This window comes from Thermoanaerobacter brockii subsp. finnii Ako-1 (assembly GCF_000175295.2).
GTDB classification, from domain to species: Bacteria; Bacillota; Thermoanaerobacteria; order Thermoanaerobacterales; family Thermoanaerobacteraceae; genus Thermoanaerobacter; species Thermoanaerobacter pseudethanolicus.
Genome location: NC_014964.1, coordinates 1,719,013 through 1,734,980 on the forward strand (window position 1 = coordinate 1,719,013; position 15,968 = coordinate 1,734,980).

Here is a 15,968-nt window from a genome sequence, read left to right on the forward strand (position 1 = left end):
CAATTTGCGTAGGCTATTTATTTCGACAATTCTTCTTTTAAGATTTGATTAGTAAGCTGAGGATTTGCTTTTCCTTTTGTCGCCTTCATAACTTGCCCTACTAAAAAGCCCATTGCTTTTTCTTTGCCATTTTTGTAATCCTCTACTGATTTAGGATTTTCAGCTATGACTTTTTTGATAATTTCTCTTAATTCGTCCTCATTAGCTATCTGTTTCAATCCTTTTTCTTCTACTATTACCTCTGGCTCTTTCCCTGTACCAAACATCTCTTCAAAAACAGTTTTAGCAATGGATCCGCTTATCACACCGTTATCAATTAATTTAAGCAATTTTACTAACATTTGCGGTGTTACGGGTACTTCGTCTATTTCTTTCCCTGTCTCATTCATGAGGCGAGAAAATTCTCCCATAAGCCAATTGCTTACAGCCTTTGGAGAATCATATTCGAGAGCGCACTTTTCAAAGAAGTCCGCTATTTTCTTTGAAGAAGTTATAATTTTAGCATCATATTCAGGTAAACCGTACTCGGAAATAAATCTCTCTCTCTTGCGGTGTGGCATTTCAGGCAAAGACTTTCTAATCTCTTCTTTCCACTCATCTGTTACAATTATTGGAACTAAATCTGGTTCAGGGAAATACCTGTAATCATGAGCTTCCTCTTTTGTCCTCATAGGCTCGGTTATTCCTTTTGCCTCATTCCATCTTCTTGTCTCTTGTACTATTGTTCCGCCTTCTTCTAAGACTTTTATCTGCCTTTTTATTTCATATTCCAACGCCTTTTGAACGGCTCTAAAGGAGTTTAAATTTTTAAGCTCTATTTTTGTCCCTAATTCAGTACTTCCCACAGGCCTCACAGACACATTTGTATCAACTCTTAAAGAACCTTCCTGCATTTTGCAGTCAGAAACTTCGGTGTACTCTAAAATGCTCTTTAATTTTGTTAAGTATTGATAAGCTTCTTCAGGTGTAGACATATCTGGTTCAGAAACTATTTCAATGAGAGGCACCCCTGCACGGTTGTAATCTACTAAAGAACCATCTGTATTTTCATGTAGCAACTTTCCAGCATCTTCTTCAATGTGTATCCTCTTTATTCCTATTTTCTTCACCTTACCATCTACTTCAATTTCTACATATCCGTTGCTGCACAAGGGAAGGTCATATTGAGAAATCTGATAAGCTTTGGGCAAGTCAGGATAAAAGTAGTTTTTTCTGTCCATCTTGCTGAAGTTTGCAATTGTGCAGTTTAAAGCAAGTCCCGCTCTTACAGCATATTCTACAACTTTTTTATTTAAAACTGGTAAAGTTCCAGGAAGTCCAAGGCATACCGGACATACATGGGTATTAGGTTCTCCGCCAAATTTGGTAGTACAGCTACAAAAAATTTTGCTTTCTGTCAAAAGTTCGGCATGGACCTCTAAGCCAATCACTGCTTCGTACTTCATTATCTTGCACCTCCTATGGCCTGTGGTTTAGCATTAAATTTGTTAGCTTGTTCAAAGGCATAAGCGACATTTAATATTTTCCCTTCGTCAAAATGTCTGCCAATTATCTGAAGTCCAACAGGTAAGCCATCTGAAAGGCCACACGGTATTGATATGCCAGGAAGCCCCGCTATGTTAACCGATACAGTGTATATATCTGCTAAGTACATGGCTAACGGGTCGTTTGCCCTTTCTCCAATTTTAAAAGCTACAGTAGGACTTGTTGGACCTATTATTACATCGCATTTTTCAAAAGCTTTTTCAAAGTCATTTTTAATGAGAGTTCTGACCTTTAATGCTTTTTTGTAATAAGCATCATAATAGCCAGAGCTTAAAGCATAAGTCCCTAGCATTATTCTTCTCTTTACTTCTTTGCCAAATCCTTCGCTTCTCGTAACCATGTACATGTCAATCAAATCTTCATATTTTCCTGCAATATGGCCGTATCTTATGCCATCATACCTTGCAAGGTTGGAACTAGCCTCTGCCGAAGCGATTATATAATAAGCTGGAAGAGCATATTCTACATAAGGAATAGATATATCTATGATTTCTGCTCCTAAATCCTGTAAAACTTTTATGGATTCTTGTACAGTTTCTTTTACTCCTTCTTCTATTCCTTCGCCAAAAAATTCTTTAGCCACTCCTATCCTCAAACCTTTAATATCTTCTTTGAGATAAGAAGTGTAATCAGGCTTGTCTATTTTTAAAGAAGTAGAGTCTTTGGGGTCATGTCCTATAATTGTATTTAATACAATAGCACAGTCTGTAACATCTTTTGTAAAGGGCCCAATCTGGTCAAGGGAAGAGGCAAAAGCTACAAGTCCATATCTTGACACCAATCCATAAGTAGGTTTCATACCTACTACACCACATAAAGAAGCTGGTTGTCTTATAGAACCACCTGTATCTGAACCTAAAGCAAAAGCCGCCTCGTCTGCCGCTATAGCTGCTGCAGAACCACCAGAAGACCCTCCTGGAACACGGGATAAGTCCCAAGGATTTTTTGTAGTCTTAAAAGCGGAATTTTCTGTAGAAGACCCCATTGCAAATTCGTCTAAATTGGATTTTCCTAAAATTATCACTCCTTCTTCTAGTAATTTTTCCACTACTGTGGCATTATAGGGAGGAATATAGTTTTCTAGCATCTTAGAAGAACAAGTGGTTTTTATTCCCTCAGTAGAAATGTTGTCCTTTATTATCACAGGAATGCCTGTAAGGGCCGTGTCCTCTCCATTTTTGATTTTTTCATCTGCCTCTTTTGCCCTTTGCAATGCAAAATCCTCTGTAATTGTGATAAGAGCATCTATTTTAGGTTCTACTTCTTTTATTCTTTCAAGATAGGATTTTGTCACTTCCAAAGCGCTGACTTCTCTCTTTTTGAGAAGTTCTCTAAGTTCGTGAATTGTCAAACTATATAATTCCATTTATGTACCTCCTCATTCTATAATCTTAGGCACTTTAAAGCATCCGTTCTCTTTATAAGGTGCATTCATCAATATTTTGTCTCTGTCCATTGAAGGCTTTACTTCGTCTTCTCTAAATACATTATGGATTGGCACTATATGAGCTGTAGGCTCTACATTTTCAGTGTCCAATTCGTTTAATTTGTTTACATAGTCGATAATTTTGCTCAGTTGCACTGTAAACTCTTCTATTTCCTCTTGCGAAAATTTGAGACGGGCCAGTTTAGCCACATGCTCAACTTCGCTCCTACTAATAGCCATACTACCACACCTTTCCTTTATTATTCACATCTTATAGTTTACCACAAAAACATATTTTTTGAAGGATAGAGTTTTTAAATATTTTCACCTTTTAGCATTTCTTCAAATTGTTTTTCATCAATTATCTTTATTCCTAATTCTTGGGCTTTTTTAAGTTTAGAGCCAGGATCTTTACCTACTAATACATAGTCTGTTTTTTTACTTACTGAATTTGTAACTTTTCCACCTCTTTCTTCAATTATCCTGGTAGCTTCTTCTCTCGTGTAATTTCCCAACGCTCCTGTCAAAACAAAAGTTTTCCCTTCAAATATGTTGTTTACTTTTTCTTTTGGAATTTTTTTCATGTTTACTCCAGCATTTTTAAGTTTTTCAATTATCTCTACATTTTGTTTTTCTGCAAAAAAGGAAACTATGCTTCTTGCCATCTTAGGTCCTATGTCAGGCAACTGTGTAAAGTCTTCAAATTTTGCCTTCATGATATTGTCCATTGTCTTAAAATGCTCAGCAATCACTTGGGCAGCTTTACTGCCTATTAAGTTTATACCCAAGCCAAAGAGCAATCTATCTAAATCTCTTGTTTTGCTTTCTTCAATAGCATTTAATAAATTTTTAACAGATTTGTCCCCCATTCTTTCTAATTGTATTAAATCTTCGTATTTAAGATAATACAAATCTGCTATGTTGTGAATTAGACCTTTTGACAAAAGCTGATTTATTATAGCTGGCCCCAATCCTTCTATATCCATTGCATCTTTTGAAGCAAAGTGGATAATGCCTCTTAGAAGCTGTGCAGGACAATTTAGACCTGTGCAACGCCTTATAGCCTCACCCAGAAGCCTGACAGCTAAAGCACCGCATTCAGGGCATCTATCTGGCATTACAAATTCTCTTTCTTGTCCAGTCCTCTCTTCTTTTACCACTTCTACTACTTCAGGAATGATTTCTCCCGCTTTTTGAACTATTACCGTGTCTCCTATCCTTATGTCTTTCTCTTTTATGTAGTCCTCATTGTGAAGTGTAGCTCGGCTTACAACTGAACCTGAAATAGCTACAGGCTCTAATATAGCTGTAGGAGTAAGGGCTCCAGTCCTTCCTACTTGAACTATTATATCCAAGACTTTTGTCTTTTTCCTCTCTGCAGGATATTTAAAAGCAATAGCCCACCTGGGGTCTTTGGCAGTCTGGCCTAAAATTTCTCTCTTTTCAAGGTCATTTACTTTTACAACTGCTCCATCAATGTCGTAAGGCAGCTTATCTCGTAAGTTTCTTATCTCTTCTATTTCTTTTATTACTTCATCTATATTGCTACATTTTTTATGAATTGGTATTATTTTAAATCCCTGTTCATTCAAAAATTCTAATGTCTCTATGTGGGTTTTAAATTTTCTACCCTCAATCTTCTGAAGGTTAAAAATAAAAATGTCTAAATCTCTTTTCGCCGTCACTTTAGGATCTAATTGCCTTAAAGAACCTGCTGCAGCATTTCTGGGATTTGCAAAAAGGCTTTCCCCTAATTTTTCTCTCTCCTCATTTAATTTTTCAAAAGAAGCGCGGGGCATGAAGACCTCTCCTCTTACAACAAGGCTTACATCATCCTTAAGCCTTAAAGGAATTGACTTTATAGTCTTTAAATTTTGTGTGACATTTTCTCCTACGATCCCGTCTCCTCTTGTAGAACCCACAGTAAATATGCCTTTTTCATAAATTAGTTCCACAGATAAGCCGTCAATTTTTAATTCTACTACGTACTCTACATCTCCCACTGCCTCTCTTACTCTTCTGTCAAAGTCTCTAAGTTCTCCCTCAGAAAAAGCATTAGCCAAACTTAACATTGGAACTACATGGGTAAAAGGCTCAAATTCTTTTAAAGGCTCCCCACCTACTCTTTGGGATGGAGAGTCTGGAGTTTTAAGCTCTGGATATTTTTCTTCTAATTCTATAAGTTCTCTCATCAGCATGTCGTACTCATAGTCTGAAATCTCTGGTTGGTCCAAAACGTAATATCTGTAATTGTGATAATTTATTTTTTCTCTCAATTCCTTTATCCTTTCTTTTGGATCCATAATCCAACCTCCATAAATTAAGAAATAGCTTTAATAGGAGCAAACTTTAAGTCTAACTTTTTTATGCCCACATTTGGAAAGGCAACTGTAATCTCTTCTCCTTCTACTTTTACTACAGTACCTATCCCCCATATTTTATGCTCTACTTTATCTCCTAAATTATATTGAGCCTTTTCATAAGTTTTCCTTTCTACATAGCTAGATACAGACCTATACTCTTCCCTTGGCTTTGATAACTCATGGTATCTTACTAAAAACCTCTCAGGTATTTCGCTTATAAAACGGGAATAGGAGCTGTACTGAGATTTGCCGTATAAATTTCTCCTCCTCGCATAGGTCATATAGAGTTTTTCTTTAGACCTCGTAATGCCAACATAACAGAGCCGTCTTTCCTCTTCTAATTCATATTCATCTGTAAATGACTTAAAAGAAGGAAATACCCCTTCTTCCATGCCTACCATAAAGACAACAGGAAACTCTAATCCCTTCGCCGAATGCAACGTCATGAGAACAACGCTTTCTCCAATCTCTCCAGCCAAGTCAATATCAGATACCAATGTTATCCCGGCCAAAAATGCTTCTAAAGATTTGTCCTCTGAAGACTCTTCAAATTCATAAGCCGCATTTAAAAACTCTTTTAGGTTTTCTATCCTTCCTTCTGCTTGTTCTGATTCTTCTTTTTCTAACTCCTCTACATATCCAGTCTCTTCTAAAATGTAATTTATTACTTCACTGACAGTCATTGTATCTTTTTTATCAATTAATTCTAAAATAAATTCCTTAAATTCTAAAAGGCTATTTTTAGCCCTTTGGCTTACTTTTGCATCATCTATTGCAAAAAAAAGACTGGTGTCTTTCTCCAAAGCTGTAGCCTCTAATGCCTCAATGGTTGCAGCTCCAATACCTCTTTTAGGAACGTTTATTATCCTTTTAAAAGATATGTCATCATAAGGATTTACAAGTATTCTCAAATAGGCAATAATGTCTTTTATTTCTTTTCTGTCGTAAAACCTTAAAGCTCCGACCACTTTGTAAGGAATTCGCACCCTCATTAAGGCTTCCTCAAAAGCACGGGACTGGGCATTTGTCCTGTATAAAATAGCAAAATCCCTAAAGCTTCTATTTTCTCTTTCTTTTAAGCTGATTATTTCCTGTATTACAAATTCCGCTTCTTCCCTCTCATTGTCTAATTCGCAGAGAATTATCTTTTCTCCTTGTTCATTATTTGTCCATAAAGTCTTTTTCTTCCTTCTTATATTATTATCTATGACATAATTGGCTGCTTCCAATATTGTTTTGGTAGAACGATAGTTTTGCTCTAATTTTATAACTTTAGCGTCAGGATAATCCTTCTCAAAGTTTAATATGTTTTTTACATCTGCACCTCTCCAACCATATATGCTTTGGTCATCATCACCAACTACACATAAGTTTCTGTATTTCTGGGCTAACATGTTCACAAAATGGTATTGAGGCGTATTTGTGTCTTGATATTCGTCCACCATTATGTATTTAAATTTCCTCTGGTAAAAGTCTAAAACTTCGGGGCTTTCCTTAAAAAGTTCAATAGTTTTTATAATTATGTCATCAAAATCGAGGGCATTGTTTTTCTTTAACTTTTTTTGATATAGCTTGTATATTTCACTTATTTTCTTGCTTCTATACTCATTTCCAAAAACATAAATATACTCTTCTGGAGTTACCATTTTATCCTTTGCAGAAGAAATAGCATTTAAGACAGTTTTCACAGGATACTGTTTTTCACTTAAATTTAGCTCTTTAAGGCATTCCTGTATTAAAGCCTTTTGGTCAGTAGTATCAAATATGACGAAATTTCTGTCATAGCCTATTTTGTCAATATCTCGCCTTAAAATTCTCACACAGGCAGAATGAAAAGTAGATACCCACAGGTCACCTATATAACCTAATAAATCTTCTACTCTTGTTTTCATTTCTTCTGCCGCTTTATTTGTAAAAGTGATAGCCAGTATGTTAGAAGGGGATACTTTTTTTTCTTTTATAAGATAAGCAATTCTATGAGTTAGAACGCGAGTCTTGCCGCTTCCAGCTCCCGCTAATATCAAAAGAGGTCCTTCTGTAGTCATAACTGCTTCTCTTTGTTTGTCGTTGAGGTTACCTAATATGTTGTTCATTTTTTTCACTCCAATTTAGTCTTAAAAAAGCCCGGTTTTAATCCCGGGATTCTGTTTCTAATCTATCTAATATAATTTTATATCCATTTGCTCCATAATTCAATGCCCTATTTACTCTGCTTATGGTAGCAGTACTTGCTCCTGTCTTTTCTGCAATTTCTATGTAAGTCTTCTTTTGGCGAAGCATTTTTGCAACTTCCAATCTTTGTGCTAATGCCTTTATTTCATTTATTGTAGCAATATCTTCAAAAAACCTGTAACATTCCTCTATGTTTTTAAGTTTTAGAATAGCCTCAAATAACTGGTCTACCAGTTCATCCTTAATTTTGGATTCGTACATAACCAATCCCTCTTTCAAAAATAATTTAATTGTTTACAAATATATTGTACTTAATACACAGACAAATTTCAATACTTTAAAGTGATTTTTTATAACGTATACAAAATTAAGATGTAAGTGATATTGTAGACAAAAGGGCTGTATTTCCAATATCAGATAGTGAATTTCATGGCTTTGCTTTGCCACCCCTTAAGAAGGCAAAGTAAAAGGATTGTTTAGAATAGCAAGAGTAGATGACAAAAATGAAAAATGATGGTATAATTATAAAAAATACTACCCGGATTTCCGGGTAGTAAGTAGCTGCTTATTTTTGTCTTTTTTCTAATTGATTGACTCTTTTATAGAGTTCAATCATTCTTTTTATTAAGTTTTTTTCAGCAAGAGCTGTCATAAGCTGGTCTTGAGCGTGAATTACTAGAAAATTAGGAGCTTCACTTTGCTCTCCTTGTGTAAGCATATTTTGGTATTTATGCCCTTCATAAAACTCTTCATCTGCTTTTTCAAGATGTTTCTCAGCTTCTTCAAAATCTCCTCTTTCGGCTGCATCCAATGCTTCATAAGCTTCCGCTCTTGCATTTCCTCCATGCAATACTAAGTTGTATATTATTTGTTCTAAGTCCATTAGTTTCACTCCCATCACAAATTATTCTTGGTCTTTTACTTCTTTTTCGTTCTTTAAAAGTTGAGCTTCATACATTTTAAAGAAGGGATAGTATATAATCGCTGTTACAATTAAATTTACCAGCTGTAACAAAGCTCCTTGCCAATGGCCACCGGAAGATAAAAATCCGCTTATAAAAACTGGAACTGTAAAAGGCAATTGTATTAAAGGTTTGGGTACTAAATTTACAGCAAAAGCAAAGTAATTTATTGTTACAACAGCTGCTGGAGCTAATATAAACGGAATAATGAGTATTGGATTTAACACAATAGGAGCACCAAAAATCAATGGTTCGTTTATATTAAATATTGCAGGTATAAGCTCAGCTCTTCCAATTGTTCTAAGTTGTGCAGAAGCAGAAAGTAAAAACATTATTGTCAAAGGCCATGTAGTACCTGAACCGCCTAAGTGGGTAAACACATGGAAGAAAGGTTCAGTTACAATACCTGGTAAAGGCAATCCCTTTGCTGCAGCCTCTGCATTTGCAGCCAATTGTGTCATCCAGAAAGGATAAGCAATTGAAGAAACAACATTCATACCGTGAATTCCTAATGACCACAAAAGCATCATGAGTATTATTTCAGCTAAAGCTGCAGGATAACTATTTGATGCAGCAACAAGGGGCTTAAATAAGTCAAGCACCAATTGCGGCAATGTTATATGGAAATTTGCCCATACAATCCATTCTACAATCCACGCTGACACTATCATTACAAACATAGGAACTAATGCTAAGAAGCTTCTTACCACATAAGGTGGCACACCTTCAGGCATTTTTATTACCAAACCACTTTTGTTAAAGAATCTCACAACTATTGCCGTAATTATGCCTATTATTATTGCTACAAACAAGCCTTGACCACCGAGGTAATTTAGTACATCTCCAAAAGTAACTTTTGTCACATCTGTTGCAGGAAAGCTTGTTATAAAAAATGCCAACATTGAAATAATTCCTGTCATCGTCTCGTCGAGGTCCCATCGTGTAGCAAGGCTATAAGCTGTACCAAAGGCTACCATCATAGCCATTATCCCAAAAGTAAGTTGGAAAGGTATCATGATTTGAGCTGCAATAGGTTTTACTGCTCTTGCCCATGCATGTATAGGTGCCCAATTAATTCCCTCTGGTGGATTTGCTATAATTAAGAAAAGGGCACCAGTCAAAATCACAGGCAAAGCAAAGCTTGAAAATGCGTCTCTAATTGACTGCAAATACACATTTTGCGCTATACGAGCAAGAACTGGCATTAAAGATTCTTCCATCCACTTCATAAACCAATTGTTTGAAAGCCTATCGTTCATTTTATTCCCTCCTTAAACTTCTTTTCCACTTTTTTTAGCAAGCTCAATTATTTGATTTAATATTTTTTTGCCATCCATCATAGCAAAGGCCTGCATGTCGACTATATCAACAGGGATATTGTATTTAGAAGCGATTGATTCAATTTCTTTTTTGAGATGTCTTACTTGTGGTTCTAATAATGCTACATCGTATTCCTCTGCCTTCTTTTTAAACTCTCCTGTACCGCCAGCATCTACCACAACATCCAATCCTTGCTTTTTAGCTTCATCTGTTACCTTTTTAGCAAGAGCACTGGAAGTTGCTCCCCAGCTGCAGAGTATTACTCCTCTTATTGCCATTTTTAACACCTCCTTTCAAAGATTATTTCATTTTTTTCTTTTTAAGCTTTTTATGTTGTTTTTGTAGGTTGCTATCATAAAGTTGTATCATTTTTATGACATAAGTCTGTATTGCAAACACTACTAACATAAAGGCACTTCCAAAAGCCATTATTTTTAAGCCATTAAGGAAGCTATCATGAAACATGGCATAAAATCCTGTAGAAAACCATACTACCCCCAAAAGCAAATAAAATATTTTTCTTTGAACTCTCGATATGCTAAACATTTTTGATCCTCTCCTAAATTATCCTTTTTATTTCTTCATAAAATTTTTTCAATAACACTTCTTTTATTTTTTCTTTGACCTCCTTTTGGGACTGTGCTTCGTTAAGAGTATTCACCAAATCTTCTCTTTCAATTAAAGACATGCTTAAATCTCCTAAAACTTCAATTCCTTCTCTATCACCTTCTGGTGCTACCATTAAAAAAGCTGTCCTTATCTTTTCATAATCTCCTACAAGATTTTTCATTTTTACTTCCTCTATAACTTTTCCTACAACTACTAATGGAAAATCTATATTTTCAATTGTGCAATGATATATGACAAATCCTTTGTTTGGTAATACTATTTTACCTAAGCTTTCTCTTTTTAAAAGTCTTTCTTTTATTTGCTCCTTTTGATTTTCACTTATTAAATTTTTATCTATCAAATTCTTAAGAATATATTCTATTATTTGAGTAGACTTTTCACCTTTTACAGTCATATAGGTTATAGAATCGCATAATTCTAAAATTCTCTTTCCATAATTAGCTATATGAAAGGCCTCTTTTTCGTAATTTTCTTCCTCCTCTTTTTTTATTCCGTACTCCATAATAAAGTCTGTATTTAAGGCCTTCTTTAGCTTTTCTACATCTTCCTTCAAAAGCAAAGGATTTACTACAACGACTTTTTTATCTTTTATGTCAAGAGGTATTGTAGAAACAATTAAGTCTATATCATCTCTTCCTTTTAAATCTTTTAGTTTTATGCTGGAGGTAACATCCACTATGTTTATTTGTGGAAACATCTGAAGTTTTGACATCAGCATTCTGGAGGTTCCAATACCACTAGCACATACCACCATTATGTTGTACTTTTTGGCGGCCTCTTTTTTCCTCTCTAAAGCTGCACCAAAATGCATAGCAATATATCCAACTTCATCTTCTGGAATATCCATGTTTAATTTTTTTCGCAAAACATCGCAAACTCTATTACTTTTTTCAAAAAGCAAAGGATATTTTGTTTTTATATCCTCCAACAAAGGGTTTCTTATATCAAGTCCCATCTCCAATCTGTACACCGCCGGAACTAAATGACTCTTTAAGCCATCTTCCAAAAACTCATCTTCTGAAAAACTGACATCAAAAATTTTTTCTGCTTCTTTTATCATGTCCCGGGCAATAATCTCTATGTCTTTGTCTTTGTAATTTTGAGTAGTTGACCTGTACTTTGCACCTATAAGGTGTATTGTCACATAGCCAATCTCATCTTCAGGTATAGGTATATCCAATTCTTCTTGTAAATATTTAGCTAACTTTTTAGCAAATTTGTATTCATTAGTTTTTTTAAGTTCCTGTAAATTGTCTTCACCCATTTCAATAGTTTCACCATTTTGAAGCCTTTTTATAGCTAAGGCAAGGTGAACGACAAGGCCTAAATAAGAACTCTCTACAATTTCATAGTCAATTTGCGATTTTAATTTTAAAATTGCCTTTTCTATTTTCAAGACAGTATCGTAGTCAATTAAGTTTAAAAGCCTCAAATCTATGTTTTTTTCAATATTGTTTTTTGCGAGATATCCTGTTTTTAAGAAATCAATCAAATCTGCAGTATCAAAATTCTCATACAAAAAGTTAGCTATAGCTTTTCTAAAAGAGTTTTCGCTTCCCGATATATAAACGCCATAACCCGGCTTTGTTATTAAAGTTAATCCTTGTTTTTCAATCCACTTTTCTAATTCTTTAAGGTCATAACTTATTGTAGAAGTGGTGACGCCAAATTTTTTGCTGAAATACTCTAATTTAACAGGCTCATTTAGCTGCAAAAGCTCTGACAATATCATTTTTCTTCTCTCTTCTGTTTCAAACTCTGAACGATATCCTACTATATCCAGCTTTAGCTTCTCAATATCAGCAACATTGCCTTCTATAACCAACCCATCAGTCTTATTTACAATTTTTGAATTGTAATTTTTAACAAATTCATTTATAGAAGCAATTTCTCTGTATACTGTCCTTTTGCTTACATCAAATTCTTTCATAATGTCTTCCATTCTTGTATTTGAAGAGGACAGTATTTTTCTTAAAATTTGCAGTTGGCGCCCTCTCAATTTATTCATTTTACATCATCACTTTTCTGTGACATTAATTTAATAATAGTATCTCTTTTTACGTCTATATTATACACCTAATCGCTAAATTAACAAGGAAAAGATGTAAATCATCTGGCATTAGCATTGTGTCATATTTTTAATTGTAAAAATATACAAAGGAGATATTTTACATCGTCGCTCCGATGTTTCAAAGCGACAAAACTAAAGCTCGACCTTCAGGTTCCGGCAGGGTACCGGGCACAATCGGCATCCATGCCTTAAGGTGCCCGCCTCCGCCATCCTTGGCTTCGGCCCTGCCTCCACCCTCGGTCTTGCTAAGTTTTGTTACCGCTTTGTAACAAGTCGCTCCTTATGCAAAATATCTCCTTTACGAAAGTTTGTTGATAAGTTTTATTTTATTGGCATTTTGCATATTAAAAGAAAAGATCTCTTTCTCCATTTTCTATTCTTGTAAGCCTTCTCTTTGTCTCTTCCCTTACAGTTATTGATGGAATTTTCTCTAAATTTACCGCTATAGCTTTTTCTCCAATTTCCTTAGTTTTTTCATCCCCGTAATCAATCAAAAACTCTTTGAAGGTTAGTATCGCATTAGGTAGACAGAAGTTGTGTATTTGCCCTGATTTCGCAAAGGTCATAAACCTGTCTCCTGTACGTCCCATTCTGTAGCAGGCAGTACAATAACTTGGGAGATACCCTTGTTCACACAAAGTCCTCAAAATTTCATTAGGACTTCTTTTGTCTTCTACCTCAAATTGTGGCTTTGAACCACCTTTTTTGGATATCTCTTCATGATATCCACCTACTCCTGTACAAGAACCTGCACTAATCTGAGAAATGCCAATGCTTATTACTTCTTCTCTAAATTTAGGCTTCTCTCTTGTAGACAAAATCATCCCTGTATAGGGCACTGCCATTCTTATGACGGCTACTAATTTTTTAAAGTCTTTATCTGATACAATATATGGGAATTTATCTATGGGAGTGTTAAGAGCTGGTCTAAGTCGCGGTACTGAAATAGTATGTGGCCCAACTCCAAATTTCTCCTCTAAATGGTTCGCATGATAAAGCATCGCAACAGTTTCGTATTTGTAATCATAAAGCCCATACAAAACCCCTAATCCTACGTCGTCAATGCCTGCCTCCATAGCCCTATCCATAGCAGTCAAATGGTAGTCGTAATCGTGTTTTGGACCTTGTGGATGCATGTATTCATACGTAGGTCTATGGTAAGTTTCTTGGAATAAAATATAAGTCCCTATTCCTACTTCTTTAAGTTTTTTGTAATTTTCCACAGTAGTCGCTGCTATATTGACATTTACCCTTCTTATGCTTCCGTTTTTAAGTTTTGTATCGTATATCGTCTTTATTACATCGATAATATAATCTATAGGGCAATTTACAGGGTCTTCTCCAGCTTCAACTGCTAATCTCTTATGTCCCATCTCTTCCAAAATCTCAACTTCTCTTCTCACTTCTTCCATTGTAAGCTTTTTTCTTTCCTGCTCATTAGAATGTCTGTAACCACAATATCTACAGTTGTTTACACAGTAGTTACTTACATAAAGGGGGGCAAATATCACAATTCTATTTCCATATATTTCTTCTTTTATATACCTTGCTACTTTAAACATCTCATTAAGCAAATCCTCATCTTCTACATTTAAAAGTACCGCCGCTTCTTCAGGAGTAATGCCTTTTAGCTTTTTAGCTTTCTCTATAATTTCTAATGCATATTTAATTGTCGCTTTTTTAGCCTTTTCTAAATCCTGTCTTATCTTTTCATCATCAATAAAATCTGCTTTTTCTTTTATCATATTTTATCTCCTCCCTTACCCTCAGGAAAATCCCCTTGGGCTTAGTTTTATTTTTATTATATACTATTATTGTTAATTTTTCAACAAAATTATTTTTCTTAAATCCTCAATATAAGGTAGTTTCAGCGCAGAGCAAAGCAGTAAATAGGCAAGAATTCCCGTAAAAATTGATAAAAAAATATTTATCCACATATTAACATTAATTGTCAACAATTTACTGTGGATAATTATAACAATTATTCCCATAATTGTTGATGCTGTTATCGGTTTTATAAACCAATTTAAATAGTCTATTCTTAATCCTGTCATTTTTATGAGCTCAAACATATTTAGCATTAAAATAAGAGCATCGGCAAATATAAAGCTGTATATATATCCAAAAAGTCTAAGTTGTGGCATAGCGGTTAAGTAATACATACCTATAATACAGACTCCTAGCCATATTATGGAATTCTTTAAAACTACAGTTTGTTTTCCTAATCCATGGAGAATACTCGCTACTACTGCTTCTAGAAAGGCGAAAATACTTCCCATGGAAATCACTCTCACAAAAGCCCCTACTCCTGGGGAAGAAGGATACAAAAGCTGAGAAATTTGCTCAGGAAGAGCTAAAAATAAAATTATAGCAGGAAAAGCTACTAAAGTAGTATAGCCAATTGCTTGGTTAATCCTAAGTCTTACTGTATCCCACTTTTTTAGAGCAGCTGCTTCAGAAACTGCAGGAAGTACAGTAGTGGAAAGACTTGAAGTTATAACTGCTGGCATGTATGCAAGAGGCACTGCCATACCTAACATTTTGCCAAATTCAGACATCGCTTCACTGTGAGTGAGACCTGAGACAACAAGTCTTGAAGGAATTATTAAAGATTCCGCTAAATCCAACACATTTACAATTAATTTTGAAAAAGTTATAGGTATGGAAGTAACCACTATCGTTTTTACTATAGAAAAAGTATCCCATTCCTTTCCATCATAAGGCATTTCTTTGTTTATAATTTTTACTTCCCTTTTGTAAAAAAGTATGTACATAAGAAAACTGACAATTTCACCTACAGATATGCCAAATATAGCTATCGCTACTAAATATTCAAGTTTAGCTCCTGTAAAAAGCTGTATTAAATATAAAGTTGTTGATACCCGTACTATTTGTTCAACAATTTCTGAAACTGAAGCAGGTATCATATTTATAACTCCTTGAAAAAATCCCTTAAACACTGATGAAGAAGCAACAATGATAAGCACCGGTGCAAAAATGAGAATTGATAAAAGTGCTCTTGGTTCGTGAAGTAACTTTTCAGCTACGTACTTAGTATTAAAAAATAGCAACGAAGAAATAGTAAAAGCAATTATCAATACTATCAAAAAAGTAATTTTTAAAATTTTAAACATATTTTTTTTGTTTCCTTTTGCTCTTTCTTCTGAAATAAAGCGAGAAGTGACAGCCATCGTACCAGAGGTTAAAAAAGTTATTGAAACAAAATATATAGGAAGAACTAATTGATAAATACCCGTACCTTCCGGGCCTAACATATTTGATAAAATTATTCTAAAGATAAATCCAATGCCTCTGTCTATAATATTGGCAATAGTTAATATAAAAGCACCGCGAATAAAAGACCTATTGTGCATAAACAACACCTCACAATAGTTTATTCGCAGTGCTTTTTATATATGAAAAAAACCGGCAGTATGCCGGCAGTAAAGGGGGATTAGGGGGAGAAATTTTTAAGTACA

13 protein-coding genes are annotated in these 15,968 nt (G+C 34.8%); all 13 read right to left on the minus strand.

Translation table 11 applies throughout. The annotated features are described in order from the left end of the window. Positions 1–17: 17 nt before the first annotated feature. The gene (gene gatB, locus THEBR_RS08605; protein ID WP_012269556.1) at positions 18–1,445 is read right to left on the minus strand and encodes an Asp-tRNA(Asn)/Glu-tRNA(Gln) amidotransferase subunit GatB; all 1,428 of its coding nucleotides are present in this window, start codon (positions 1,443–1,445) and stop codon (positions 18–20) included. Then, on the minus strand, positions 1,445–2,911 hold the full coding sequence (gene gatA / locus THEBR_RS08610) for an Asp-tRNA(Asn)/Glu-tRNA(Gln) amidotransferase subunit GatA (protein WP_012269557.1): 1,467 nt from the start codon (positions 2,909–2,911) through the stop codon (positions 1,445–1,447). Before gatA ends, gatB begins: the two co-directional genes overlap by 1 nt. Before the next feature lie 12 nt (positions 2,912–2,923). After that, on the minus strand, positions 2,924–3,211 hold the full coding sequence (gatC, locus tag THEBR_RS08615; RefSeq protein WP_003868770.1) for an Asp-tRNA(Asn)/Glu-tRNA(Gln) amidotransferase subunit GatC: 288 nt from the start codon (positions 3,209–3,211) through the stop codon (positions 2,924–2,926). Between the two features lie 74 nt (positions 3,212–3,285). Then, positions 3,286–5,274: an NAD-dependent DNA ligase LigA gene (ligA, locus tag THEBR_RS08620; protein WP_012269558.1), complete on the minus strand. Its 1,989-nt coding sequence runs from the start codon at positions 5,272–5,274 to the stop codon at positions 3,286–3,288. Between the two features lie 17 nt (positions 5,275–5,291). After that, the gene (gene pcrA / locus THEBR_RS08625; RefSeq protein ID WP_012269559.1) at positions 5,292–7,427 is read right to left on the minus strand and encodes a DNA helicase PcrA; all 2,136 of its coding nucleotides are present in this window, start codon (positions 7,425–7,427) and stop codon (positions 5,292–5,294) included. Between the two features lie 37 nt (positions 7,428–7,464). After that, entirely contained in the window at positions 7,465–7,767 is a 303-nt protein-coding gene (locus tag THEBR_RS08630; protein ID WP_003868774.1) for a YerC/YecD family TrpR-related protein, read from the minus strand. A gap of 304 nt (positions 7,768–8,071) precedes the next feature. Further along, on the minus strand, positions 8,072–8,389 hold the full coding sequence (locus tag THEBR_RS08635) for a PTS sugar transporter subunit IIA (RefSeq protein ID WP_003870489.1): 318 nt from the start codon (positions 8,387–8,389) through the stop codon (positions 8,072–8,074). 21 nt (positions 8,390–8,410) lie between these two features. Next, a complete protein-coding gene (locus THEBR_RS08640; protein WP_012269560.1) occupies positions 8,411–9,727 on the minus strand; it encodes a PTS sugar transporter subunit IIC in 1,317 nt (438 codons plus the stop codon). 12 nt (positions 9,728–9,739) lie between these two features. After that, entirely contained in the window at positions 9,740–10,066 is a 327-nt protein-coding gene (locus THEBR_RS08645; RefSeq protein WP_003870491.1) for a PTS sugar transporter subunit IIB, read from the minus strand. A gap of 22 nt (positions 10,067–10,088) precedes the next feature. Next, complete coding sequence (locus tag THEBR_RS08650; protein ID WP_003866796.1) at positions 10,089–10,334, minus strand: hypothetical protein; 246 nt, start codon at positions 10,332–10,334, stop codon at positions 10,089–10,091. Between the two features lie 13 nt (positions 10,335–10,347). Then, positions 10,348–12,426, minus strand: a complete 2,079-nt coding sequence (locus THEBR_RS08655) for a BglG family transcription antiterminator (RefSeq protein WP_013570833.1) — start codon at positions 12,424–12,426, stop codon at positions 10,348–10,350. Positions 12,427–12,833: 407 nt separating this feature from the next. Beyond that, complete coding sequence (hydG, locus tag THEBR_RS08660) at positions 12,834–14,234, minus strand: [FeFe] hydrogenase H-cluster radical SAM maturase HydG (RefSeq protein ID WP_003866798.1); 1,401 nt, start codon at positions 14,232–14,234, stop codon at positions 12,834–12,836. 72 nt (positions 14,235–14,306) lie between these two features. Continuing rightward, a complete protein-coding gene (gene spoVB, locus THEBR_RS08665) occupies positions 14,307–15,863 on the minus strand; it encodes a stage V sporulation protein B (protein ID WP_003866799.1) in 1,557 nt (518 codons plus the stop codon). Between the last annotated feature and the right edge of the window lie 105 nt (positions 15,864–15,968).